Source organism: Paenibacillus sp. FSL H8-0260 (assembly GCF_045040625.1).
GTDB lineage: Bacteria > Bacillota > Bacilli > Paenibacillales > Paenibacillaceae > Paenibacillus_AQ > Paenibacillus_AQ odorifer.
This window is the reverse complement of sequence record NZ_CP150298.1, coordinates 3,276,931-3,303,368: the sequence shown is the minus strand read 5'-3', so window position 1 is coordinate 3,303,368 and position 26,438 is coordinate 3,276,931. Positions and strand designations below refer to the sequence as shown.

Here is a 26,438-nt window from a genome sequence, read left to right as displayed (position 1 = left end):
AAGTATGGATCAAAGAGAAGCTGAAGCTTGAGCAACTAAAGAGACCAATTGTGCAGAATCAAATGTGTCTCCTTTTCGAAGCTTCAGGGTTTTCCTTTCAGGTGGTCCCTCAAATACTCCCTCTGGAAGCGTTAGCTCGGTTGTATTAAAGATTACAAAGCTGACTGCGTCTTTTGATGTCGAGATGGCCGCAGCGTATTTTCCATTTTTCAAAAAATGAGGTTTCTTATACTGAATACGTTCCTGCACATCCGGTATAGCCTGATGAACAACCTCACGTAGTGAGGTGGACAACTCCACCTGCCATGATTCTTTTAGCGCTTCAATAAAATCGATTACTTCCTGATTCATTTTTCATCTCTCCCTTTAAGTAATTAAATGGTTTGCCTGAATAAGCGCAGTAAGTTGTTTAACAAAATCAGGAGGTCCTTTGAGATCCGACGCATCTGCTATGACGAACATAAGATGATGAAATCAACACATCCGCAAAAGAATTTCAAAAATTTAATAGTTTAAATTCCCCTTATATTAATTTCTTGTTCATGTAGTCATTATCCTTCTGGAAAATTAGAGATATCCAGCTCGTTACAAGCAAAAGAGGGAAAAGCTCCTAAGAGCTTCTCCCTTAACCTCGTACATAAAATTAATGAATCGTTAGATTAAAACCGCTCTGAATATAATTCAGATTCGGATAAGCAATGTTGGAGGTTGTCAGGTTATTAAAGGTTGCAGCACCATTGCCTGTATAGGTGTAAATAGCTGCACCTTTATGTGGACCTGAGAACCGTGAAGTTGTTATTCCATCAAGTCCTGTACCGTTAATATTGATGTTGTTGAACACGATGTTCTCGAATCCACCACCATATCCAAATTGAATCGCATCACGCTGGGTATTAATGATGTCTATGTTATTAAATGTAACGTTCTTGATAGCATCATTTGATGCTTCAAGATCAATTGCGCCACGTTCACCCCCATAAAGATCTTTACTCGTACCACTGTTAATAATGGTTGTGTCTGAGAAAACTACACCCGTATTATTCTGGAAATGATAACCTGGAAAAACGGTATTCATACGTATGCCGGAACCACCAACTGTATCAATGATATAGTTATGATCAGCCTTATGACCACTTCCTCCAAAGAAAGCAATCGCTGCCGCACGCCAGTTATTCTCAATGGTGTTATACGAGAAGGTATTATTCACACCAGCAGGTGCACCATTTGTGTTACTGGTCCATACTGCAAGACCATCGTCACCATTATTTCGCACACTGCTATTGCGTACAATTGAATTGCTAGTTCCTTGCGAGAAGTTGATGCCGTCTGCAAGATTGTTCCGAATCCGACTGTTTTCAACTACCAGCCCGGTAGCATAAATCGCAGGTGTATGAGCGTAGTCGCCTACCCACATTCCGCATTCAAAATGCTCTACCCAGACATCATGGATAATAGAGTTGGTTCCAAAGTTATCCATAAAACCTTTGTAAATTGCATTTTGTCCATAACGTGAGCGCAAATTAGAATTCATATATACATTACTGAAATCTAGCTTACCTGAAATACGGAGTGAAATACCACCGCCCGCAGCATTAGGATTGGTGAACTGAATATTGGTGTGCCAGAGACCAGCACCAGTAATAGTGAGGTTATTGATCATATTACTAGCAGAACCAATCTCCCACATACTGCTAAGATTAAAGGTTCCTGCTGGAATATAAATAGACTTACCGCTTGCCACGGCTGCATTTACAGTAGCTTTAAAAGCTGCCAGATCATCTTGTCCATCGTTTGCCACAGCACCGTAATCTGTTACAGATACGGAGTTAGCTGGGCGGGCAATTGCTGTTGGAACAGATTCAATTTCAAGGAAATCCACACCATATTCCAAGCTATCTCCATTGTTCTTCTGGATTCGAATCTTGTCCCCAGGTTGGAGGGGTGTATCCATCTTCCAGTGAACTTCATCAAAACGGAATAGTGGACGTCCAGCACTAGGTGTATCGCCAGGCATATCACCTGAGAAATACTGCCAGCTGTAGTATGAGGTTAGGGAAACTGTTTTTACTTTCGCTCCATTCACATACACATCCAGTGAACCATTCAATCCCATCCCATCTGCAGAGTCAGGCATTGTAAATCTCATAGTTACACCTGCGCCGCCTTGACCCTGTCTGACCGTCCACTCTAAGTTCGAACCATTCGAAGGAAGAGCTATATAACGCTGACCAGAAGCCTCAGAGGCGATTAATGCTTGATCAAAGGTTGGCGCCGATTTCAATGTCGCGCCACCCCCGAGTGTAGCATCCTCGGTATCATATCGGCTATACGGCATGCTTGCACCACGCGCAGCATAGACAACGAGATTAGAAACACTTACATTATTCGCTTGCTTGGCAGCTATCTCATTAGCATCCACTTCAACAGTAGTGGTAACTGTGTAGTTACCATTAATCGCTGTCCAAGTCCCTGGAATCGCAACATTAACTATTGCCCCCGCTGCTAAGGCACCGTTATAAGATCCATTATAGGTTTGAATAGTGGACCCCGCAGAGTTTTTAAGAACAACGCTTATACCATGTGAACCACTTGCAGAGGCAATGGTTCCTTGATTCTTAAGATTTACATTAAACGCTACATTGTTATTAGCAACAGGATTACTTGGTGTCCATGTAACAGTTCCCACTAAGTCAGAGCTGGACACTGGAGCGATAATAAGTGACGCTGGGTTCGTGTAGCTGTTATTCGCTTCATTTTGTTCGATAACTAGGTTGTCTTCATCAACTTTGGCACTAACTGAATACGTTGCGGCAGGCTTAACTCCTGCGGTAAGTGTCATCGATGCTGTTGTCGATGCTCCAGTTGCTAGTACACCTACCGGAGCTGAGCCTACAAGCTCATTATTTAAATAGAAATTAACAGTAGTAGCTGGAGAGCTGGCATTGCCGATATTCTTTACGATTGCGTTCAGCGTAATCGCATTAGACTCAACCGGATTCGTTGGTGACCAGGACATGCCAGTAATCACCAAATCCGGATTCGGAGCTGGAGTACCGTATACTTCAAATTCGGCGATCTGTCCAGCTGGAGCACCCGAGTTGGCAGTAATATTAAGCTGTAGACGTTTGACAGTTGCGGTAACAGGAATGGTTACTGTATTTCCTGAAGCTGGATTAAACGAATACGATTGTGCTGACACCAGATTCCCAAATGTCGTTGTGTTCTGATTGTGACCGAGCACTTGAATCGTTTGGGTACGTGCTCCCCATGCAGCGGCTGGATTTAACTTTAGAACGATGGAGGAAACGTTGTAGTTTGACCCCAGGTCAAGTATCAATGAACTAGGATTACTGCCACCTTCCCAGTATGTGTTGGTGTTGTTGTCATTAGCATTTGCTGCCACAAATGATTGCGTATTAGAGGATGCGGTAATCGATTTGCCAACCGCGATATTACTGCCCGCAACAGGTGTGGCCGTTGGCGTTGGTGTGGCTGTTGGCGTTGGTGTGACTGTTGGCGTCGGTGTGGCTGTTGGCGTCGGTGTGACTGTTGGCGTCGGTGTTGGTGTACTAGCTCCATAAATTTCGAATTCAGAAACTTGCGCTGCCGGCCAACCCGTATTGCCTGTTACATTCAGGCGTACATAACGAGTGCTGGTTGCTGAAAAATCAATCTTAACGGTGTTCCCTCCTGCTGAAGGATTGAACACATAATCAGCTGAACCAACAATGTCAGTGAATGTAGATCCATTTATGCTGCCTTGAACGGCGAGTGTTTGCGTACGCGTCTCCCAGCCCGTTGGCAGCTTCAATACGATTTGGTCAATACTTGTCTCTGTACCGAGATCTACTTGGATCCATTGCGGAAATGCATTATTGCTGCTTTCCCAATACGTCTCTTGATTGCTGTCTTTCACATTGTTTGGACTATACGTTTGTGAATGACCACTAGCCGTCACAGTTTTGCCCAGCGTCAAATTCGCGCCACCAGAGGCACTAACAAATGTGAACGGACCCGCTGCCAGGTATAAACTTGAAATCAACAGGGTTACTACAAGCGACCAAACGACATACTTGTTGCGCATTATAATCCTCCTCTTAATGTAGATACTCACTAACGTGTCGCCTTATCGGAGTGCTCAAATGATAGCGTTTACAATCAAATTCATCTCAGAGCACATTAAATAACAACCGATCCTCCTTTCAATGTGAGACACTCTCATTATAGAGAAAGAGCGGATCAAGCTATAAGATGTAATTCTACGGAAAAGATATGTGATACCAATATCGCGCAACTACCCTAAATATGGAATCTATTAACATCACGTCCATCAAATAAAGGCCTGATTTCTCAGGCCCTAGTTTTTTATGAAGATTAACTTGTCGTTTTAAGTTCTTTTTCATTAGCTGAATCTGGAGAGTTTAATAAAACCACACCTCCAACTATTAATACTATGCCTGCAAGTGTAAGCATACTAAATGGATCCCCCCATATTACGATACCAACGATTGCGGTTAGAACTGTACCTACACCTGCCCAAATCGCATAAGCTAGGCTTAAAGGTAAAACTCTGAGACTTATGGACAAACTATAAAATGCGATAATAAAACCAATAATAATACCTATAGTAGGCAATATTTGTGTGAACCCTTCTGACATTTTCAGCATAGTTGTACCTATTACTTCGCTTATAATAGCTACTCCCAGTACCCAAAAACCCTTATTCTTGTTCATAACATTTCCTCCAAGCTCTAATGAGATCCACCAGAAAGTTTCATAATGACTACTCCACCAATGATAAGAATCAGGCCGAGTAGTTTTTTCAGATTGAAGTTTTCTTTATAAATGATGACTCCAATTAACGCAGTTAAAGCCGTACCTACCCCCGACCAAATACCATAAGCCGTCCCTAGTGGAATCGTTGAAAGCGCTAAAGAAAGACAATAAAAGGCTGAACCCATGCCGAGTACGACTCCTATTGAAGGTAAAATCTTTTTAAACCCGTTAGAAACCTTAAGCATGGAGCTACCAAATACCTCGCAGATAATCGCTGTTGCCAGTAACAGATATGAATTCAACAATAGCCCCTCCTTACTCCGTCATGTTTATTAATTCTTGAATTACTTTATCTCGTAAATCCTTATCTAAAGCTCCTAACCCGAACATTTCTGAATACCATAAACCGTCCGCTGCCAGCCTGACAATTGTGGAACGTACAGGATCTATTCCATCGTTCTCTATATTGTTTTGCCATACTGAGTATTGATCTTGAAATTTCTTAAGGATATCCGGATTCGTAAAAAGAGCAGCCGAAAGCGCGGTGCTAATCTCTTGCTCTTCCTTAAGATCGTCGTCTATCGCCTGAACAAACGCTCGTCCCCACTTCCCCGTTTCTCTAGATGCGTTCGATACTCTTTCTTGAACATTACTGAAAAAATCACTTGTTAATTCTTCCACCATACTTTTTATTAAAGCTTCCTTATTCGGAAAATGGTGCAGCAGTCCACCTTTACTGACCCCGGCTTCTTTGGCAACGGCTTCAAGCGTAAGCTTCTCCACCCCATTATTTTTAACTACTATAGAAGCTGCTAATAAAATACTACTTCGTTTTGAATTACTGTTCACGAAAATCACCTCTGTTATTTACTATACCGTCTGGACGGTTTTATTGTCAAATAAAAAATCATTACCTTAGATCAAAAAAAGCCTGGTAATCCAGGCCTCCAACATTTTTAAAGCAATTCACATTAAATTTTTAATATACCAAGCATCACAAGCGAAATGCTCCGACCCCGCAAGCGGTTCATCCAAAAGCTCAAATCCATTTTTCATATAGAAACGGTTAGCTGCGTGCATGTTTTGAAGTGTCTCCAAATAACATTGGTTGTAATGAAGCTTAGCAAAGTCCAACGCTGTATTTAAAAGTTCTTTGGCTATCCCGTTACCTCTAATCGACTGAGATAAATACATTTTTTGTAACTCACATATCTTGTCATCATTCCCGAAAGGAGCAATGCCACACCCCCCTAATACTTCCCCTCCCTCTTCGACAACCCAATAAGCCCGATTCTCACTATGATTATAATCATCTGATAAATGATGCAGGCTGTCATCCTCCCAGGCTAGACCCGAGCGATTCCCGCCAAACTCAATTAGGCAGTCCCTAATGACCTTTTCAATGGAGCTATTATCTTTCATTTGTAATAGTCGGATATTCATGAGTAACGTTCTCCTATCTTTCGATTAGCTTTCTTCAGTTATTATATTGTATCAAGCTTCAGAATGGATAATTATAATGGGATTCAAACATAATATAGAGAAATTTATTTAGGAGGGGCTTCAATGAAAATGGCAGCTAAGCAACTCTCGATTGCAGCATTAGGCGGGGTTCATGAAATTGGTAAAAATATGTATATCCTGCAATACGCAGATGATATTGTTGTCATTGATTGCGGCTCTAAATTCCCAGATGAAAGTCTCTTAGGGATTGACCTAATTATTCCTGATGTTTCGTATTTATTAAATAATATTGATAAGGTACAAGCGTTGGTGGTGACTCACGGACATGAGGATCATATCGGCGGGATTCCTTACCTGCTTAAACAGTTGAATATCCCAATATATGCTTCCCGTTTAACCTTAGGATTAATCGAAAATAAACTTAGGGAACATGGAATTTTACGACAAACGAAACTCCATTGTATTAATTCAGAATCTAAGTTAACCCTGGGAGCCATTACTACAACATTTTTTAATACAAATCATAGTATTCCAGATTGCCTTGGCGTAGTATTCGATACACCTGAAGGTATCGTAGTTCATACGGGAGACTTCAAATTTGACATGACGCCTGTCAACAAGCAGTATCCAGATATACATAAAATGGCCGATATTGGGAAAAACGGTGTAAAGATCTTGCTGTCAGAAAGCACTAATGCTGAGCGTCCTGGCTTCACCCCTTCTGAAAAGCTTGTTGGCGCTCACATAGAAGAAGCCTTTTTAAAAGCAGACCGTAGAATTTTTATTTCTACCTTCGCCTCAAATGTACATCGTCTACAGCAGATCATTGATGCTTCTCATTTAACTGAACGTAAATTGACCTTACTCGGCAGAAGTATGGTAAATGTAGTCAGAGTGGCCCAAGAACTCGGTTATTTGAACATTCCGGACGATATGCTGATCGAACCTGCAGAAGCTGCTAAGCTCCCTCCGGCACAGGTAACTGTTTTATGTACAGGCAGTCAAGGAGAGCCCATGGCCGCACTATCCCGCTTAGCGAACTCAAGCCATCGATTGATGGAGATCCAGGCTGGGGACACGGTGCTGCTCGCAGCCAATCCCATCCCGGGGAATGAACGGAATGTTTCAAGGATTGTCGATAATTTATATATGCTGGGCGCTAAAGTCATCTATGGTTCACGCAGTGAGCTTCACGTCTCCGGGCATGGCAGCCAAGAGGAGCTTAAGCTAATGCTGACTCTAATGAAACCTGAATACTTTATTCCGATTCATGGTGAATACCGTATGCTGCATCATCACAGCTTGTTAGCGGAGGCGGTAGGCGTCAAACCGGAAAATATCTTTATTCTAAAAAATGGAGACATCGTTGAGTCATCGTCTGGTGTTGTCCGCCAATCCGGTCGAGTGACTGCTGGGCAAATTCTAGTAGATGGCCTTGGGATCGGAGATATTGGAAATGTTGTGCTTCGCGATCGTCGCCAGCTGTCAGCAGACGGCATTCTGATTACAGTGATTACACTGAGCCAAACCGATGGACGTCTATTAAACGAGCCAGACACTATTTCCAGGGGATTCGTTTATGTCCGTAACTCCGATAATTTAATGGACGAGATCAACCAGCATGTAACATCAACCCTTAAAAAAATGAACGAAACGGATCTCGGCCAATGGAATATCATCAAGCAGACCATCAAAGAATCATTAAGTAAGTTCCTATACGAAAAAACGAAACGGCGGCCAATGATTCTTCCAATCATCATTGAGGTTTAATGTAGGAATGCAATCGAATAGATATTGGCGAATTCTTACTCCATTATGAGTAAGAATTCGCCTTTTTTGTGTTTTATAGTTTTATACTCTCCTTTTATATCTTCTGCTGATAGTATTAGGTTCAGATGCAAATCTCTACATATTGAAGTACAACTAAGCAAGAATTATCAAAATCCCTTTAAATAGGTGAGGTATATTAATACCAGGGAGGTGATCAGGCTGTATTACAAGATGATTCACAATAGTATTGAATTTATTGAGAACCATTTGGAAGAAGAATTGAATCTGGACAGAATTGCGAAAGAGGCTGGATTCTCCAAATATCATTTCCACCGGCTCTTTCAGAAATATGTCGGCAAAAGTTTAGCTGAATACATTCGTTCCCGTAGGTTGAGTTCTGCTGCCCAACTGCTGCTCTATTCCGAAGAACGCATTCTAGATATTGCACTGCTTTATGGTTTTGATAGTCAAGAGGCTTTTACAAGAGCTTTTAAAGGACTTTATGCTCTCCCCCCAGCCCAATACAGGTCGCAGATAAAACTATTGATTCAGGAAAGAGAGGAATTAACCATGTCCGAAATTAAAGGTTGGTTCATCACCGGAACATCCCCCAGCAAATATAAGGCATCATTAGATATGCAGATTTACCATAAGGGAAGGAACTCTGTATCACTGGAATGCGCAGAAACTGAACCACCTGAAGAGAACGAATTTGGTACTCTAATGCAGCAGTTTGATGCAAAAAATTATCTTGGGAAGCGGATGCGGTTTGCCGGCTTTATCCGGACCGAAGAAGTCAGCGACTGGTGCGGCTTATGGATGCGTATTGATGACAAGCTCCAGAATATGCTGGGTTTTGACAACATGCAGTACAGAAGCATTAAAGGAACTGCTTCCTGGAATTTTTACGCTTGTGTGCTGGATATCCCGGCAGAGGCGGATTGTATCAACATTGGTATTCTCCTATCGGGATCAGGAAAGATTTGGCTAGATGACTGCACATTTGAAGAAGTAGGCCTGGACGTTCCCGTCACTGATTCCCGTGCACGGACAGAAGAATTTCCGACGGAACCACAGAATCTGAAGTTTGAAGCCTAAAGTCTTCTTATCGGACGGAAAGTTTTGAGGAGTGATCTATTCTTTGTGTTAATTATGAAAATCATTAAGGCGGCCATCAATTTTTGACGGATTTGTTATCTGGAAATCTGCATTGAAAGTGGAATCACTCCACATGATGATCTTGATTTCTACTCAGACGCCAATTTTAATCGCCACAATTAATGCAGATAGTGCCTCGGAATAAAAAACAGGATACCCTTCGGAGTATCGAAGTAAGGTATCCTGTTTAAGATTCGTTAATTGAACTCGTATACTTAGAATACTTTCGTTGTCCAATCTTCGCAATTCCAGATATCGGTTACGATGTCCTGATAAAAATCGGGTTCGTGAGAAATCATAAGAATGCTTCCTTTGTATGCTTTTAGAGCGCGTTTCAGTTCATCTTTGGCATCGATATCCAAGTGGTTCGTCGGCTCATCTAATACAAGAATATTAGTTTCGCTATTAATCAGCTTACATAGACGAACTTTAGCTTTTTCCCCACCACTTAGTACAGCAATCTTACTCTCAATATGCTTCGTGGTTAATCCGCATTTAGCTAGAGCAGCACGTACTTCGAATTGTGACAGAGACGGGAATGTATCCCAGATTTCCTCAATACAAGTCTTGTAATTGCCTTCCTTCATCTCTTGCTCAAAATAGCCAATCTCCTGATGGTATCCACGTTCTACCGAACCGGACAAAGCAGAGATTTCACCTAAAATGCTGCGCAGCAAAGTTGTTTTACCAATTCCGTTTGCCCCAACCAACGCGATCTTCTGTCCACGTTCCATCAACAAATTAAGCGGTCTGGACAATGGAGAGTCGTAGCCGATAACCAATTCTTTTGCTTCGAAAATCATCTTGCCGGCAGTTTTACCTTCTTTAAAGTTAAACTGTGGTTTCGGTTTCTCCTTGGCAATCTCGATGATCTCCATCTTGTCGAGCTTCTTCTGTCTGGACATCGCCATGTTACGGGTAGCCACGCTGGCTTTGTTACGAGCTACGAAATCCTTCAGCTCTGCTATTTCTTGCTTCTGGCGATTATAAGCAGATTCAAGCTGTTGTTTTCTCATTTCGTAGACTTGTTGGAATTGCTCATAATCACCCACATAACGGGTCAGCTTTTGATTTTCCATATGGTAGATCAGGTTGATAACACTATTCAAGAATGGCATATCATGTGAGATCAGAATAAAAGCATTATCATACTCTTGAAGGTAACGTCTCAGCCATTCAATATGCTGCTCATCCAAATAGTTAGTAGGCTCATCGAGGAGCAAAATATCTGGTTTTTCAAGCAATAGCTTAGCAAGCAAGATTTTTGTGCGTTGACCACCACTAAGATCGGCTACATCGCGATCCAATCCAATGTCAGTGATCCCTAGTCCACGCGCGGTTTCTTGTACTTTCGCATCGATCATGTAAAAGTCTTGATTTGTAAGTGTATCTTGGATGGTACCTACTTCTTCAAGCAGCTTTTCCAGCTCTTCAGGTGAAACGTCACCCATTCTGCCATACATATCGTTCATCTCTTGCTCAAGATCGAACAGGTACTGGAAAGCACTTCTGAGTACATCTTGAATCGTCATTCCTTTGGTTAACACTGCATGCTGATCGAGGTAGCCAACACGCACCCGCTTGGACCATTCGACTTTACCTTCATCAGGTTGCAGTTTGCCTGTAACAATATTCATAAAAGTGGATTTCCCTTCGCCGTTAGCGCCGAATAATCCGATATGCTCGCCTTTTAGGAGACGGAATGAAACATCCTTAAAGATCGCACGATCTCCAAAGCCATGACTTAATCCTTCAACATTTAATATGCTCATTTATGGACACCTTTTTCTTATTTTTCTCGCTATATTATAAGCAGGATTAGCTAAAAACTCAATGGAGAAGCAAAAAAATATCATTTTATGGGCTAATCCGCGAGCAATTTTAGTTTTGTGGACCGTCACTTGCCGAGAATGGGATTACGCTGGCGATTGCTCGTCATCTTTTATATGATAGTATGCATAGATACACATTGGAGTTGACTTGAGAACTAAGGAGAATTAGAAATGAATAAACTTGTATTTTTTCTTGGTCCAGCTGGTGTAGGCAAAACAACGTTAGCTAAAGCGATTGCTTCGCGGCGCAAAATACCTTTTTTCGATATGGATATTCTACTACGACCTGCTGCTGACGCGATAATGACTTTACACGGACTGGATCCGGCAGATAGAGACTCAGCTGAGTACAAAAGGTTATGCCGCGATTTAGGTTATCGAATCACTATGGATGCTGCGCTGGATAATATAGGCTTGGACGTCGATGCTTTTGTAGTTGGTCCCTTTACCAAAGAGGCAGCCAATCCTGACTGGATCAGCCATGAGTTAGCTCGGATCGGGCGTTCCCTTCATGATGTTGAGGTCAAGGTTGTCTTGGTAGGGTTAGCCAACGAGGAATTGTACCGGGAACGAATTCAAAACAGACAATCACCACTAGATGAATGGAAGTTCCAGCATTGGAATGAATTCCGCACTTCTCTTGGCAACCGTACGGTAGAATGGCCGCTCCCGGCTGAAAATATTGCGTTGATCGACAATTCTAACCCGGATATTAATGCTACTGTTGCGGCAGTAGAACAATTTATATACGGCTAAACTTTCGGACCCAGATGACGTTATTTCCACTTTTATCACCTTTTGTGCAGAGTTTCGGACCCCAGTGCAGCTATTCGTTAGAAAAGTGCGCGTGGGGCGTGTTTTTCGCGCCAATAGCGACGATGCGGTCCGATAGAATTGCAAAAGTGCGATGATGCTGCGCTTAGGGTCAGCAGAGTCCGTTAGCTGCTGCGTCACCCGTAAAATAACGAGAGCAAACGATGTTTGAGGTTTGGACAAAGAGCCTTGCCTAAACTTTCGGTCTCAGATGACCTTATTTCCACATTTATCCCCTTTTGTGCAGAGTTTCGGACCCCAGTGCAGCTATTTGTTAGAAAAGTTTGCTTGGGGAGTGTTTTTCGTGCCAATAGCGACGATGCGGTCCGTTAGGATTGCAAAAGTGCGATAATGCTGCGTTTAGGGTCAGCTGAGTCCGTTAGCTGCTGCGTCCCCCGTAAAATAATGACATCAAACGATGTTTGAGGCTTTGACGAAGAGTTTTGGTTAGGGTTTCGGACCCAGATGACCTTATTTCCACATTTATCACCTTTTGTGCAGAGTTTCGGACTCCAGTGCAGCTATTCGTTAGAAAAGTGCGCTTGGGGCGTGTTTTCCGTGCCAATAGAGACGATGCGGTCCGATAGAATTGCAAAAGTGCGATAATGCTGCGTTTAGGGTCAGCTGAGTCCGATAGCAGCAGCGTTCGCGTCAAATAATGAGAGCAAACGATGTTTGAGGTTTGGACAAAGAGCCTTGGTTAGACTATCGGACCCAGATGACCTTATTTCCGCTTATATCACCTTTTGTGCAGAGTTTCGGACCGCAGATGACGTTATTCCCACAATTCTTTTATTGAATATACTTCTGACTGACCAAATCATCAGCAAGCACCGCGGTTGGTATCACAAATTCAACGGAGCCCATATAACCCGGTGCGACATCGTATTTGTTAAACACAATCACAAGCTTACCTTCGGTGTTGATATAAAAGCTCTGATTCTTCGTAATGGAGGTAAACTGATCCGTTGGTACATCATCGCCATACTCAGGGATCCAGTAAACTTTCTCAGAGTCTGCTTTCATTTGAGCAATCATCTGTTCTTTAATATTTTCGCTGATGCGTTCAATGTATTGATCATCTTTAAATAGCATTGGCAATGTAATAAGGATCTGGTTCACTTTGTCTATCGTATCAAAAGTAACTTCCATTGAAGATGAACCAGCGGTTTCCTCAACATATCTGCCAATGGAGAAAATGCGCTCATTATCCGTTTTCACTTCATAACCTACGTCCAGCCCCAAATGGCCCCCACCTTGTTCCTTCAACGCTTCGATCTCCGCTTGGAACTTTTCGTATAGTGCTTTATTCTCACTTAAATATTTGCTGTTCAATCCAAGCTCCAGTTCTTTATTTTCCATATCCGTAACGGCTGGAACCTTGATATTTGCATCGTAGTTCTCTTCTTCTACAACGTATTCTTTAATAGTCAGCACTTTTATTATCCGATCTACGCCTGGAATGGAAGATAATGCACTAGCTACGGTTGTACTGGTGTTTATGGCTACTAGAAAAATAACTGCGGCCGCACCAACACTAGCCACCCACTTAGTTGTCGTGTGTTTTTTTCTATTGGCTTTAAGTGACTGCTTTATAGAACGGTTTACAATCAAATCAAGTTCTTCCGGAATGGGAATATCGGTATACTCATTATGTAATTCTTGTATTCTTTCGTCCATCTTACTTTATCTCCTTTAAGGCTTCATCATTCAGCTTCACCCGCAATAACTGAAGGGCCTGATACAGCCTTGTCTTTATTGTATTGGTGTTCTCGTTAAGAACTTCAGCCACTTCATTAATCTTCATATCCTCAAAATATCTAAGCACGATCACACTTCGGTATTTCGCCGGCAGCTCTTCCAGTGTTCTTTTCAAATCCATATCTGTATAGCTATCCTCAACAGCCGGACTATAGGTTTCTATTATCTCTGGCTCCATCGTCTGAACCTTCTTGTTTCTGCGCAAAAAGTCTAAGGAAGTATTCACGACAATCCTGTAAAACCAGCTTTTCACGGCATCGTGATCCTTTAGCAAATCCATTCGTGTCATCGCTTTATAAATAGAATCCTGCACAATGTCGAGGGCATCCTCTTTGTTTTTCACATAACTGTAAGCAAGCCGGTATACATTTTCTTTGTTTTCTTTGATACATCGCGTCAATATTTTCTCGGTTTTCCTATTCAACATGGTCGATTATCCTTCTCTGTTTGTGATCTGGTGTTGTAACAGGAGTAAGACGTTTGGTGAGTATAAAAAAGTTTGGAGATTCCAAATAAATTATTTATTTTCTTTTTCCAAAGCTTTAATTAGAATTGATGCATAATACTTGGCACCCTCACGTTTCAAATGAATACCATCTTTGTAGAAGTAGTCGTCTTTTCCTTCACTAGCTGAGTACCAGTCTACTATGGTCGTATTCCTGAATTCACTGGAAACTTTTGAAAGGGTGGAATTCACAGTCTGCTCCCACTTTCTCGGCACACGTGTATTGACCAAAATAATCTGCTCCGCATCGCTTAACGAGTTTAGTAGTTTACGTAATTGCTTGGAGTTAAAAGCTCCATTCGTTCCCAGCTCTATGATCATCCGCTCCCCTAACCGTCCTTGTGCTCTAAGCTGATCAATTACCTCCTGTGCCTGCATCATCTGTCTGCCGACCTTTCCATCGATGACAATACCAGGGAGACTTTCTACCAAAAATGGTGCTGCATCCAAAATGACAGAATCGCCAATGGCCGTAATATTCTTTCCGGTTTGATTTTTCCCGGTTACCGCTATGTTTCCTTCTGGTTCAACTTGTTGCTCTTCAGTGTCAGGTTTTTGCTTCTCAACATCAGTCGTATTTTTTTCTACAGGTGGTACCAATGAATTGTGATCTATTGGATCTTGCGCTGTTCTCTCTTGCTGTACATTCTGCTTCTCTTGCTGTACATTCTGCTTATCTGCAACTTCGATTGGAAGTGTGTCAGATTCAGCGTTGGATAAATATCCATTGCAGGCAATCGGAATAAGAATCAAAAAGATCATGGTCATAAGAAAGACTGGGCGGTAGCTGCGGCGTTGTTTCGCACTCCTATGGTTCCAAATATCTCTTAATGATCCCCGCCGGAGCGGCTCCTCCACATATTTGTATGATAAGGCTGCCAGTAGAAAACATCCTGCTAACTGAAGGATAATTCGAAGCACGCCGCTCTCATCTGGATTCCCATTAGGGCTGGTAAGAATAATTACGGGATAATGCCAAAGATATAAGCTATATGAACGTACACCTATCCATCGCAAGGGTTTACAGCCCATTTTCCGTCCAAGAGAACTGGCAGGATGAGCAAGCACGGCAATCACTACTGCAGTAATGATAGAGATGATCAAAAATCCACCCCGATATAGTGATTCATCAAACTCGTTAACCCGGTAAACTAGCACCATTAATACCAGCAGTCCCAGAGCACCAATGATATCAAACATATAACGAGATCTTTCTGTGACTGTATTTTTAAGTTTCTGACTAGGCCATGCAACAGCAAGCGCCGCTCCAATTAGAAGTGCAAATATGCGAGTATCTGTTCCATAATAGACCCTGCTTGGATCTGTGCCCGGTACATAGAACATAGCCATGGCTAAAGCTGAGACAGCAGCACAAGCCAGAATCCAGGCAATAAGTTTACCTCGACGAGGTATGATCGTTAGTCCTAATACGAGCAGCAGCGGCCATAGAATATAAAACTGTTCTTCAATAGAAAGTGACCATAAATGTCCGATCGGAGAAGGAGGTCCAAAACTTTCGAAGTACGAAACATCATGAAATATTAACCACCAGTTATTAACGTAAAATAGTGATGACATGAAATCTCCTGTCAGCCCATTTAATCTCGTGGGATCTATGATTAAGAGCCATACGGTGACAACGATCAGCATGACTATCGTCGCCGGCAGCAACCTCCGTGCTCTACGTATCCAAAAGTCCAGAAGGTCCAATCTTCGATGACGCTCCCATTGGTTAATGATTTGGTCTGTGATGAGATAACCCGAGATCACAAAAAAGATTCCCACTCCCAGCAGTCCACCCCCAGCCCATTTCAAATTCAAATGATAGGCTATGACAGCGAGTACGGAAAAAGCTCTTAGTCCATCAATACCAGGCATATAACGCTTGTTGTTATTCATTCTGTTTCAGTCCTTACCCTTAATTTGTTGTTCATAGGCAGGACGCAGGAGCAGCTCAAAAAGTTCTTTAAACTGGTTAATCTGTTATCAAAAGTAAAAAAACACCCGCGCAAGAATTACCCTGCGGGATGTTTTTAATAAATCAAACTACTTTCACAAACTTCTAAATGGTTATTTCTGAACTTCAACCTGAAGAATTTCTGATACGAATTGAACAGGTACATAGGTTTTGTTATCTTGCAGAACAGGTGCGGCACCTAAAGCTTTAGGAGTCATTCTTGCGAAGAAGTATGAATCTTTGTTAAGCGTAACACTTGTCCACTGTGCTCCTTTCATCAACTCAGCGGTTTTGGTAGACTGATTCCATTTCAATTCATAGTTTAGTTGACTGGCCACATCACGAAGCGATACCATGAGCACGCCTTTCTTATTCGTGAAAGTAGCTACTTTTTTCAAATCAAGCTTAGTTGTATCCGTTGAACTATGATTTAAGCTGAACCGAAACTCTGGTGAACCTACATAACCTGGCGCAATGCTGTATTTAGGGAATACGATTACTAAGTTACCTTTATCGATATAGAACGACTGCTCAGTTGAAGTTCCTGTGTACTCTTCTAAGAAATATTTATCTGAATCCTTTTTAATCGCTGCCAGAATGTCTGCATCGAGCTTCTCTTTGTAGTTAGCGCCCAGTAGATCCGTTAGTGCAACAGGTTCTGCCTCAGCTATATTTTTCACATTATAAGTATCGATCCGCGGCATGCTTGTTCCACCTTCAGAACCTTCAGTAGTAACAGTCAAGGAGATAACGCCTGCTGGAGAACCTGTTCCATCTGATTTCAGATCATAAGTAATGTAAAGATTATAAGGATGATATTCCATTTGATCAGCCTGTGCTTTTTTGCCCATTTCTGCGGCGTCTTCCTCCCACTGTGCCAGATCCTTTTCAGCATGAGAGAGGATAATATCGTTCAGTTCATCTTGATAATGAGTATCCAGCATTCCTGTTAGCTGTGGTACTTTTAAATCTGCAATCAGGTATTTACTTGTTGTGTTAAGTACTTTTTCTTGCACTTTTATGCCAGCAAGGGCTGGTGCCTTCGACGGTAAAGCCGCAGAAACATTAGCTGTTACTTGTGTGGAAACCATAGCATGAACCGGTAAAGAAGCTGCACTCACTCCCATAATGGCTACACATCCAACTGCACTCATTTTAAATAGATTTTTTGTTCTTTTGTTCATATCTCGTCATCCTCCATCTCTATTTATAAGTGCCTTCCGATGACACTCATTAGCTAGGACGCAGGAGGACTCTAAAAAGTTTGCTGGTTTTCTAATTTAAATATAATTTCTTCAACTTCTGTACCCCGTAACTCTACGTAAAAAGGCTGCACCTCATCATTTAGACAATACTCCAGCCGCAGTCTGAGGTTTTTCCATGTGACCATTTCCAATGCTTGTTCTATCGAAAAAAAACCAACTTCTAAGCTCTCGGAACTAGTAGCAGGTTCGCCGCCGATGGCTTTCCCTAGAAATAGGTTAGTACAAATAGATCGATCAACATTTTGAAAAACTCCGCAGAACTTATTTATCTCTATATCAATGCCCGATTCTTCTTTGGCTTCCCTGATTGCTGCTTCTATAAGGGACTCCTCCTCTTCAACCTGTCCGCCTGGCAACTCCCAGCCTCTACGTGGACCTTTTATTAATAAGATTTCTTCTTGATCATTGAATACAACTGTAGCTGCTGAAAGAATATGTTTGGGGGGATTCATATCCATTGTTACCTCGCTCTAAATTTATTCTAAGCCTTAATTTATTCTGAATACAGGTCCTTTGGGTGAGAAAGGTAAGTCATTTCCCTTGGGCAAAATATAAGCATGGTCTCTTTTAAGGGTCAGCTTGTCACAATAACCATCTGTAATAATTAGAAGTGGTCCTTTTTTCGGAAAATCCTCAGCTTGTTGAATCAAATCAATAGCTGGTTGTAAGATCGTTCCCCCTCTTCCCTTCACTTGTACCCGATCTGCGATAGCCTCGGGGGGCATGAAACCTGCATCATAAGGACAAGCATCACAAAATATAATCCGTGCAAAAGGAACATCACGAGCCTGCGCATAACTTGAAATGGCCCCTAATGCTTTGGCCAGAAGCTTTTTATCCATTGAGCCTGAGGTATCTAAAATAACTCCAAAAGTACGGCCATCATCTGCAGCGCCGCTATGAACCCACTGTGGTCGAGGGATATCAGGCGTAGAAGATTGACGTCTGCTAATTCGTGAATAAGATCTGGTCTTCTCAAGCGGTGAGAAATAATGATCAAACCAACGAGCAAGCTCTACATCCCATTTAATAGGTGGCTGGCCTAGCGCTCTAATCTCTTCAACTAGGCCTGATGGCAAAAGACCGCGGCTTTGCTCTTCATGATACATCAGTCCTTGTTGCATAGCATTTTTACAGAAATCATCTAACGTCTGTCCTTCTCTCGCATCCCAAAAACTTGATGAACCGTTATCTAAAATGTCACCAAGTCCATTCCCTCTCAAGGTCGCCAGTTTCTTATAAGTGCGGATATCTCCGACCATACGATCATAAATCGTTTCAGCAGATAAACCTTTAAGCTCAGGATCTAATAAGAGTCCAATTCGCGGATACTCCCCCACACTCATTTCTACTAGCCATAGATTTATTACGTAGTCACAAGCCACATTCCAAAGATAATGATCCCGGCCAAGACATCGCTCGTGATGCTGAAGCCCCGCATGCAGAAGCTCATGCGCCATCACGAAAATACACTCCTCGTCGTTTAGTCCGGCTGCAGGGTTCATAAATATTTTGCGCTCAATAACGTCAATGGCAGCTATGGAAATATCAAATCGCCGACATATCGCTGGATCTTCTATAATCTCAAAGCCGGCGGCAAGCGCACCTAATAAAGGATATCTGTCCATAAACCATCGTTTTGCACGTTGTGGAGCAGTTAATGAAAGTGCAGGGTCACTAATAGTATTAGCATGGCCTCCAGCAACACTTACTGCATTCGTCACAGCATTAGATAACCCATAAGCAAAATAGGCCTCCCAATCCGGTGCTTTTCCCCAGTATCTTTTGGTGGTTTCTCTAACATTCATATCCAGTTTTGAAACACCCGCAGTCCCAAAATATCTGGAGGTGTCCGGAATTCCTTTTATCATAAACTGCTCGTAAAGCTGTTGTTCATCTTTAATTGTAAGATCAATTCGCGACTCCATATCTGCGGGTACTTTTCCAAGCTTCAAGTCATTTAAAAACTTTGCTATGTACACATCACATGCAACGTTCCACGCCACTTGATTCTCTTTAATCTTTAAATGTCCAAGACCTAAATGAAGAAAACAATGTGCCAAAACGTATATCCATTCAGCAACCTCGCCACGCCTTTTAGGATGAGTGTAAATATAACCGTTATTAGTGACAATTGCCCAGCCGTCTTCAGGATAGGGACTATTTTCATTATGAATAATCGAAACTCGAACAGATAACGGCGCAAAAATAGGATGATCCGTGATTAACGAACATGCTTCATTAAAATTTTTCAAAACGGGATTATCTGGAGTTGTTTTTTTAGCCATATTTACCCCCGCTCTTTTATTGCAAGACGTGGTAAATCACGTACAATTTCAACCATTAACCAATCTGGAATATTATCACTTTGTTCCTGCTTAGCAACTACTAGCTGTGCAATTTCGAAGCTAATGACGGACAAGTCTTTAATCAGCTTTTTAACAGTGTGTGCAAATTGGCGATGTCCATCTCGTACGTTATCTTTAATCGGAGGGAGTTCTTTGATAATCTGGGCACGCAAGGATTGCGCCAGGAAATACAGGAGATCCCGATCTTCTGGAGCCGTTGGAAATGAGGATTTACCATCTATAATTTGATTAAGTTCATATTTTCCAGTTAGATTTTTATAAAAAGCCCTGAATTGTGTGGCGTGAGCAGGTGTCAGTGAACCATTCGCTAAAATCCCCACGGTATCCGCATTTATATCATCGCCAAACTCATGTAGTGCATCACTAAGCATATGCCAAGAGCGTGGCGTGGAGAAAGGCTCTTCAGTCTTTGGAGGTGCACTCCACAAATGATCGGGACGCAATTCCAGATATTCAATAACCATAGGATGAATGCTATGCTCATATGCCCAAGAGATCCAATTCTGAAACGATACATTTAACTGTATATGGAACATCCGATTGATAAGCGCGGAGGACATAGGTTTAACAATTGCACTATCTTGTGCACGGTTACCAGCTCCTATTACTATAGAGCCCTCAGGTAGGTGATAATCGCCTATGCGGCGTTCGTGGATGAGACTATAAAAAGCTTTTTGCACTTCTTGAGAACAGGCATTAAGCTCGTCCAGGAACAAACAATAAGGTTCATCCCGAGCAATCATTTTTGGAGGACAGAATTGGCTCTTACCGTTAACGATTTGCGGGACTCCAATGATGTCTTCAGGTGCTAATTGAGAACCTAATAGAGACACACAAGGAAGACCCACCTGATCAGCAAAAGCTTCTACTAGCGAAGATTTCCCAATACCAGGCGCCCCCCAGATAAAAACAGGGCGAATCACAGAAACGTTTAGAAGTACTTGCATAAGTTGAATAGGTGTTACAGGAGTTGCTAGATTCAAATAAATGCTCCTTTTTTAATGTAATGATAATAACGATAACTATACACAGTATAACAAATAATTCATTAGCTCAGGAACGAACTTCAACAACAATATTATCAACCCACTCTATTTCATTCGAAAAAACAAACCTTTTCTTGACGAGATATAAAAAAGGATGATATATTGTTTCACGCTTTAATAATTAAGTAGTTAATCATTTAGTTGTTATCTAAAATTTAACGGAATTACTTATTCCGCCCTATTTCATAACTTTAGGAGGCGTGATTTGGCTAATAATGAAGATTTTCTTCAGATTTCTACTATGTTCAAATCCTTTTTAAAAGGAATCTCTCAAGATTGGAACAAACAAGACTACCCCCTAAATATTACACAGTTCAAAACCCTCAGGACTTTATCTAAGAACGGTCCACAAAACGTATCACAGATTGCTGCAGCTCTTGGTATTACCTCAGCAGCAATTACAGGCGTAACAGACCAATTAATCGCTGAAGATTACGTAAATAAGGAACGCGCCAAGGATGATCGAAGAGTGGTACACATCACCATTACGCAGAAAGGAGAAGCAACGATTAAAGAGGTGCAGGAACGCCATCAAGAACTTATGGAATCTTACTTTAAGATACTGCCCGATGAAGATATTGAGCATTTAAGAAGAATTTTCGCAGTTATAATTTCTGATTTAGACAAAAGATAAAATTTAAAAAGTGGCGGGGAAACAATCGAATGGAACATTTATCCAGCAAACGAAAACTTAGTATTATGATAGCTATTATGGCTGCAATGCTGTTCGCAGCGATTAATCAGACAATTACAAGTACTGCTATGCCGCGTATAATCGCAATTCTTGATGGCATGGATTACTATACTTGGACTATTAACATTTATTTATTAACATCAACAATAGCAACCGTTCTTGTCGGTAAGTTATCTGATATGTTCGGACGTAAACCCTTTCTATTAGCAGGTATTCTATTATTTATGGTTGGGGCTTTTCTGACAGGAACATCTTCCGATGTTTATCAATTTATCATTTATCGTGGGATTCAAGGGGTAGGTGCAGGTATTATTCAATCCACCGCATTTACTGCCGTAGGTGACTTATTCCCTCCGCGTGAACGTGGTAAATGGATGGGGTTGATGATGGCCGTATTCGGTTTCTCCAGTGTGCTTGGACCAACGCTTGGAGGCTTTTTGATCGACAATATGGATTGGCATTGGCTGTTCTGGATCTTCCTACCGCTTGGTGTAGTGGCCTTCGTGATGATTCTTACCTTATTTCCTAAAGGCAAACGCGGAGAGTCAACCAGCATCGACTATTTAGGTTCCTTGTTAATGACAACTACCATCGTTCCTCTACTGCTTGCCTTCACCTGGGCAGGTACAGAATATGATTGGGGTTCTTCGCAAATTCTCGGCCTGTTGGCGGGAACAGTCGTTTCGGCACTTCTCTTTATTTTTGTCGAATCCAAAGCTAAAAATCCAATTCTCCCGCTTCATCTATTTAAGAATAGTGTAGTTACCATATCTAATATTATTGGTTTTATTATGAACTTCGGTATGATGGGAGCTATGATCTATCTTTCCTTCTTCGTACAAGGTGTTCTGGGGATCTCCGCGACATATGCAGGGTATGTTACTATGCCAATGTCGATCGTTATGGTTGTAGCCAGTGCCCTTACCGGTCAAAAGATGGCGAAAAAAGGGAAGTATAAACGTTACGCATTAATTGGAATACCCATTATGATTGCCGGTATGACAATTATGGTATTTATGAATAATGTACCGATGGCTGTCCTAAGTATGATTGTGTTTGGTCTTGGGTTGGGATTGGGGATGCCAGTATTCTCACTAGCTACTCAAAATGCGGTTTCACACACCGAACTGGGTGTAGTAACGGCCTCCTCACAATTATTCCGTAATTTAGGCGGTACGATCGGTATCGCAGTCATGGGTACCGTTATGTCCAATAGTCTTACTAAAAACTTGAAGGAAGCTCTGCAATCGTCATCAGCACCGGATTTCACACAGATAGATCCAAAACTTGCTGAGCAAATGCTCTCCTTCGCTAATCCACAGGCATTAATGAACAAACCATTGCTTGAACAGACTCAAGCTAGTCTGCCAGCCGATGTACAGCCTGTCTTCTTACAAATGATTGAGGGTATCCGTGATGCTTTAGGACAGACATTGTCATCCGTGTTCTTAACCGGGACCATTGTGCTTGTTGTAGCTTTCGTGCTTGTCTTCTTCCTGAAGGAGCTTCCACTTCGTACTTCTAACCAAATGCCAGTTCCTGAAGAAGCTGAACAGGACCTGTCAAACATGAAATCTTCAAAACTTGCAGTGGATAAAGCCTAACCGCAAATTATTTTGAAGCTGACTATAAAACAACAAAAACTGCAACGTACTCATGCGTAACTGAGTAAGTTGCAGTTTTTGTGTTGATCTATTATTTTACAGGTGAAAGCTCATCTTCTGTTACCCACTTATGATTTTTCACTTCATCTCCACCCGTAGTAGGTTTGTAATTAATCATATAGACTGTGGTTTTTTCTGTGGAGTTAATCTGAGCCGTTGCACCCTTCATATCCTTTATATGATCAGCTTCCATAATAACCTCTGAGCCTGGTTGATAGGATATATCATCTGCTTCTTTTATTTCTTCATGAATAATCCACTTATGATTTGTGACCGGTTGACCTCCTGTAGTAGGTCTATAGGAAACATTATATGCTGTCGTCTCATAAGCTCCCACAATTGTCGCAATGGCTCCCTTCATCCCTTCCATATGGTCAGTTTGGATCACAGCTTCACTTCCTACTTTGTAAGTAGGATTCTCCGCTACCCTCAGATCTTTTGGAACTTCACCTGAACTTGAATGTGAGTTATGTTCCATTTGTGTATCGTTAGAAGACATCTGATTGCCATAGCTATTGTCATTACTACAAGCACTTAAGCTGAAAGCAGCTGCGACGACTAGTAGAAATAATTGCTTTTTCATATAAAAGACCTCCGAAATTTTATCTGCCTATAAGTATTATTTTACCCATTTCAGAAAATCACAAACGGAACTAAGGATTTACAGTTTGTAAAACAGTAATTTATTTTCCATTAAATGAGTGTTGTCTCAATGATTAAACTATATTTATAATGTTTTCTGAAAGGAGGCTACTATAATGAAGACTAAAATATTCACTTTGTTGCTTCTTTTGGGTCTGGTGAGCATGGCTACTATAATCGGTTCTGCTAATGCAGCTCCGCTATTAACCATAGGAAGTTCTTCAGGAGATGTATGGGATCTACAATATAGATTAAAAACCCTTGATTTCTATACTGAGCCCTTAGATGGGGTATACGGATCACAAACGAAAGCAGCGGTTGCTAAATTTCAAAAGGCCTATGGCATAAGCGCTGATGGAATTTCGGGGACAAAAACTTGGAATATTTTAAAAAAACACACGCTAAATATTAATGAAATGGATATTTTGGCTAAAGTTATCTACAGTGAGTCTCGCGGTGAGCCTTATGTTGGACAAGTTGCAGTGGGTGCAGTAGTCATGAATCGTATACAATCTAGTCAATTTCCTGACAATATTAAAGAAGTTGTATTCCAAAAAGGAGCTTTCACAGCCGTGTCTGACGGCCAGTATTGGCTTACACCAAATCAGACAGCTTATTTAGCTGCTCTTGATGCTGTTCGAGGTTGGGACCCCACAAACCATTCAATCTATTATTTCAATCCCGATACAGCAACTAGTGCATGGATTTGGTCACGTCCGCAAAACTTAAAAATTGGTAAGCATATATTTGCGAGTTAATTACATCAAATAGCTAAGATCAACAAAAGCCGATCTAACTACGATAGTTAGATCGGCTTTTATTATTAAACCTATTCGGTTGTGTTAGCATCCATTTCAAGCACTAAAGCCACCAAATATTGCAGTGAATTGTACTTATAAGCTTTTGCTTTTAGGAATGAATTCTTAAACATAACTTCGAAATCCCCTTTTATGGATTCGATAATTCTGATTGGTTATTGAATGTAAAAATCATCTTTAATTCATCATCATATGACTTCCCGCATTCCTCTAAATAACTATCCCCAGTGTATTCTTTTAAAGTTTTCCTCCAAAAATGCTGTGCTCTCCTATTTGTATCCGTGGGATTCGTTTGTAGCTCCCAGTTACCCAAATGAAGCTTAAAGACTTCCTTAGCCGCATATTCAGCGAGCCCCTTACCACGGAAAGGCCGTAGAATAAAAAATTCATTCAAATAGAATTCACAAGCAGACGGAGTATATGGTGGTGTAGCAACTAATGCAAACCCTATTGGGATATCATTTTCTTTTATTAAATAAGGATACAAAATGCCAGCTTTCTCCCACCAAATGTCGAATACTTTATTCTGTTCCTGCAGTGTCTGTGTCTCGTCCTCCTCGAAAACCCCGTATAGATTAGGAATCGTCCCCCATATTTCTGATAGATCGTGTAAGTATAGTGGGTAAAGGTTGTTAATAATAAACTTCGAGGCACTGTCAGTTAAGGTGATTGTGATATTCATGTCGTTCCCTCCCTACCTTCTGTCGAATTCCTGAATATATTTATGGAGATCACTAAAATATTATGGTTACTGGAACAAGCTTAATCTCCATCATACCTCCACAAGTTCTTGTCTAATGTCACTTCTTTTTTAGTATAATTACGACCTCGCTCTAGTTATATGCCATATTCGATTAGAATTAATTTTTATATAATGTCACCATTTATATTTGATAATTAAGTTAACCGTACCTACTGTACTTCTATATACTCGTCTTAACTTTTGCGGATATAGTACAAACCTCACGCATATTATAATTGTATGAAAATGGGGGGTGTATTCAGATATGCCGGATCCTTTTGTTTCGAGACCTCTAGATGAAATAAGATTCTGGTCACGAATCATCAAAGAACACTCTTTTTTTCTTAAACCTTGGGTTTCGTTGTGAAGACACGCAACTAGGGCAGATTATGAAGAAAAGATGAAAACGCCACAAGAAGTAATAGATTTCACAACCTATTCTAATCAAATAGCAGCGATTTTTAAATTTGATGAAATTGCCTCTGAGGCATATGTAAAGAACAGAATAGATACAGGTAACAATAGAAAACAACGCTATACAGCGTTCAATAATGTAATCATTCCTAATTACACTAAGTTGGTAATAGAGGCGAAAAAAATTAAAGCACCCAATACAGAATTGCAGGCGTTACATGAAATCTATTTAAAAGCGATTAAGTTGCAATTAGAAGCAATGACAATGATGAAAGAAGCACTATACAAAACAAAAGTTTCGAGTACAGCTATTAATGCGGCAAATAAAAAGATGGATGAAGGCGTGAAGTATGAAGGACAGTTCGTAGATGGGATCAATAAATATCGGAAAAAGTATGGTATTTAAGATTAAATTATTATTAAATTCCAAAAACCACGTCAGAGTTTCCTCTAACGTGGTTTTTTTGGATGCTATTTTTTTGAATAAACAATTTTCTTAATACTATCCCTAGATAGGCAATATTCATCTGAAAGCTGGTCAACCGTTGCACCCACAGCAAACCTTAGACAGATTTCGATGTTTCTAGATCTTAAGTATTTTCTGCTCCCTGACTTTTCGCCCCATTTTACATGTGATTCTTCAGGCTTAGGGATATAAACCATACCCCCGTTGATATATTTCTGAATTTCCTCTAATAATTCTTTTGGGAAAATCGTATCTGCATTTACATATTTCATAATCGCTCTG

General features: G+C 41.2%; 24 protein-coding genes and 1 pseudogene. 8 read left to right on the top strand and 17 right to left on the bottom strand.

Features of this window, described 5'->3' with window-relative positions; translation table 11 throughout:
* Positions 1 to 9: 9 nt before the first annotated feature.
* The 6 genes from MHI51_RS14790 to MHI51_RS14765 all read right to left on the bottom strand — a co-directional run bounded on the left by MHI51_RS14790 (position 10) and on the right by MHI51_RS14765 (position 6,219).
* Entirely contained in the window at positions 10 to 351 is a 342-nt protein-coding gene (locus MHI51_RS14790; protein WP_076125767.1) for a DUF1801 domain-containing protein, read from the bottom strand.
* Between the two features lie 292 nt (positions 352 to 643).
* Positions 644 to 4,084 (bottom strand): discoidin domain-containing protein, encoded by a 3,441-nt coding sequence (locus MHI51_RS14785; protein WP_405173999.1) that lies wholly within the window; start codon positions 4,082 to 4,084, stop codon positions 644 to 646.
* Positions 4,085 to 4,374: 290 nt separating this feature from the next.
* Positions 4,375 to 4,734, bottom strand: a complete 360-nt coding sequence (locus MHI51_RS14780) for a multidrug efflux SMR transporter (RefSeq protein WP_076306430.1) — start codon at positions 4,732 to 4,734, stop codon at positions 4,375 to 4,377.
* 17 nt (positions 4,735 to 4,751) lie between these two features.
* Positions 4,752 to 5,078 (bottom strand): multidrug efflux SMR transporter, encoded by a 327-nt coding sequence (locus MHI51_RS14775; RefSeq protein WP_339248664.1) that lies wholly within the window; start codon positions 5,076 to 5,078, stop codon positions 4,752 to 4,754.
* 13 nt (positions 5,079 to 5,091) lie between these two features.
* On the bottom strand, positions 5,092 to 5,625 hold the full coding sequence (locus MHI51_RS14770; RefSeq protein WP_081387451.1) for a TetR/AcrR family transcriptional regulator: 534 nt from the start codon (positions 5,623 to 5,625) through the stop codon (positions 5,092 to 5,094).
* Positions 5,626 to 5,742: 117 nt separating this feature from the next.
* Complete coding sequence (locus tag MHI51_RS14765) at positions 5,743 to 6,219, bottom strand: GNAT family N-acetyltransferase (protein WP_076184542.1); 477 nt, start codon at positions 6,217 to 6,219, stop codon at positions 5,743 to 5,745.
* Positions 6,220 to 6,342: 123 nt separating this feature from the next.
* Here MHI51_RS14765 and MHI51_RS14760 point away from each other — a divergent pair, with 123 nt between their 5' ends.
* Together MHI51_RS14760 and MHI51_RS14755 are read left to right on the top strand one after the other, a co-directional pair.
* Entirely contained in the window at positions 6,343 to 8,010 is a 1,668-nt protein-coding gene (locus MHI51_RS14760; protein ID WP_405173998.1) for a ribonuclease J, read from the top strand.
* 231 nt (positions 8,011 to 8,241) lie between these two features.
* Entirely contained in the window at positions 8,242 to 9,108 is an 867-nt protein-coding gene (locus tag MHI51_RS14755; protein ID WP_076217535.1) for a helix-turn-helix domain-containing protein, read from the top strand.
* Positions 9,109 to 9,383: 275 nt separating this feature from the next.
* Here the strand turns inward: MHI51_RS14755 and MHI51_RS14750 are convergent, their stop codons facing one another.
* On the bottom strand, positions 9,384 to 10,940 hold the full coding sequence (locus tag MHI51_RS14750) for an ABC-F family ATP-binding cassette domain-containing protein (RefSeq protein WP_036677991.1): 1,557 nt from the start codon (positions 10,938 to 10,940) through the stop codon (positions 9,384 to 9,386).
* A gap of 231 nt (positions 10,941 to 11,171) precedes the next feature.
* On the opposite strand from MHI51_RS14750, the gene MHI51_RS14745 reads away from it, so the two are divergent.
* Complete coding sequence (locus MHI51_RS14745; RefSeq protein WP_405173997.1) at positions 11,172 to 11,756, top strand: AAA family ATPase; 585 nt, start codon at positions 11,172 to 11,174, stop codon at positions 11,754 to 11,756.
* An 849-nt stretch (positions 11,757 to 12,605) separates the two neighbouring features.
* On the opposite strand, the gene MHI51_RS14740 is transcribed toward MHI51_RS14745, so the two are convergent.
* From MHI51_RS14740 to MHI51_RS14710, 7 genes are all read right to left on the bottom strand, one after another.
* Positions 12,606 to 13,493, bottom strand: coding sequence for an RsiV family protein (locus MHI51_RS14740; RefSeq protein WP_405173996.1), 888 nt, complete (start codon positions 13,491 to 13,493; stop codon positions 12,606 to 12,608).
* Position 13,494: 1 nt separating this feature from the next.
* Positions 13,495 to 14,001: an RNA polymerase sigma factor gene (locus MHI51_RS14735; protein ID WP_076125785.1), complete on the bottom strand. Its 507-nt coding sequence runs from the start codon at positions 13,999 to 14,001 to the stop codon at positions 13,495 to 13,497.
* A gap of 90 nt (positions 14,002 to 14,091) precedes the next feature.
* On the bottom strand, positions 14,092 to 15,978 hold the full coding sequence (locus MHI51_RS14730; protein WP_405173995.1) for an acyltransferase family protein: 1,887 nt from the start codon (positions 15,976 to 15,978) through the stop codon (positions 14,092 to 14,094).
* A 171-nt stretch (positions 15,979 to 16,149) separates the two neighbouring features.
* Positions 16,150 to 17,220 (bottom strand): stalk domain-containing protein, encoded by a 1,071-nt coding sequence (locus MHI51_RS14725; protein WP_405173994.1) that lies wholly within the window; start codon positions 17,218 to 17,220, stop codon positions 16,150 to 16,152.
* A gap of 71 nt (positions 17,221 to 17,291) precedes the next feature.
* Entirely contained in the window at positions 17,292 to 17,753 is a 462-nt protein-coding gene (locus MHI51_RS14720) for an NUDIX hydrolase (RefSeq protein WP_076308578.1), read from the bottom strand.
* A 36-nt stretch (positions 17,754 to 17,789) separates the two neighbouring features.
* Positions 17,790 to 19,589, bottom strand: coding sequence for a DUF2201 family putative metallopeptidase (locus MHI51_RS14715; RefSeq protein WP_405173993.1), 1,800 nt, complete (start codon positions 19,587 to 19,589; stop codon positions 17,790 to 17,792).
* A gap of 2 nt (positions 19,590 to 19,591) precedes the next feature.
* On the bottom strand, positions 19,592 to 20,653 hold the full coding sequence (locus MHI51_RS14710; RefSeq protein ID WP_076125793.1) for an AAA family ATPase: 1,062 nt from the start codon (positions 20,651 to 20,653) through the stop codon (positions 19,592 to 19,594).
* A 268-nt stretch (positions 20,654 to 20,921) separates the two neighbouring features.
* On the opposite strand from MHI51_RS14710, the gene MHI51_RS14705 reads away from it, so the two are divergent.
* The gene (locus MHI51_RS14705; protein WP_036678010.1) at positions 20,922 to 21,350 is read left to right on the top strand and encodes a MarR family winged helix-turn-helix transcriptional regulator; all 429 of its coding nucleotides are present in this window, start codon (positions 20,922 to 20,924) and stop codon (positions 21,348 to 21,350) included.
* A 29-nt stretch (positions 21,351 to 21,379) separates the two neighbouring features.
* Positions 21,380 to 23,014 carry an MDR family MFS transporter gene (locus MHI51_RS14700; protein ID WP_076276465.1) on the top strand — a complete coding sequence of 545 codons (1,635 nt, stop codon included), beginning with the start codon at positions 21,380 to 21,382 and terminating at the stop codon, positions 23,012 to 23,014.
* Positions 23,015 to 23,105: 91 nt separating this feature from the next.
* On the opposite strand, the gene MHI51_RS14695 is transcribed toward MHI51_RS14700, so the two are convergent.
* Positions 23,106 to 23,657, bottom strand: coding sequence for a YdhK family protein (locus tag MHI51_RS14695; protein ID WP_076217528.1), 552 nt, complete (start codon positions 23,655 to 23,657; stop codon positions 23,106 to 23,108).
* 175 nt (positions 23,658 to 23,832) lie between these two features.
* Between MHI51_RS14695 and sleB the strand changes: the two genes are divergently transcribed.
* Complete coding sequence (gene sleB, locus MHI51_RS14690; protein WP_405173992.1) at positions 23,833 to 24,474, top strand: spore cortex-lytic enzyme; 642 nt, start codon at positions 23,833 to 23,835, stop codon at positions 24,472 to 24,474.
* Between the two features lie 190 nt (positions 24,475 to 24,664).
* Here sleB and MHI51_RS14685 read toward each other — a convergent pair whose 3' ends face one another.
* Entirely contained in the window at positions 24,665 to 25,216 is a 552-nt protein-coding gene (locus MHI51_RS14685) for a GNAT family N-acetyltransferase (protein WP_405173991.1), read from the bottom strand.
* Between the two features lie 325 nt (positions 25,217 to 25,541).
* On the opposite strand from MHI51_RS14685, the pseudogene MHI51_RS14680 reads away from it, so the two are divergent.
* Together MHI51_RS14680 and MHI51_RS14675 are read left to right on the top strand one after the other, a co-directional pair.
* Positions 25,542 to 25,656: pseudogene (locus MHI51_RS14680) on the top strand (DUF2935 domain-containing protein); the annotation flags it as partial.
* Positions 25,657 to 25,676: 20 nt separating this feature from the next.
* Entirely contained in the window at positions 25,677 to 26,096 is a 420-nt protein-coding gene (locus tag MHI51_RS14675; protein ID WP_405173990.1) for a hypothetical protein, read from the top strand.
* A gap of 65 nt (positions 26,097 to 26,161) precedes the next feature.
* Here MHI51_RS14675 and MHI51_RS14670 read toward each other — a convergent pair whose 3' ends face one another.
* Positions 26,162 to 26,428 carry a CD3324 family protein gene (locus MHI51_RS14670; RefSeq protein ID WP_038570858.1) on the bottom strand — a complete coding sequence of 89 codons (267 nt, stop codon included), beginning with the start codon at positions 26,426 to 26,428 and terminating at the stop codon, positions 26,162 to 26,164.
* Positions 26,429 to 26,438: the final 10 nt, after the last annotated feature.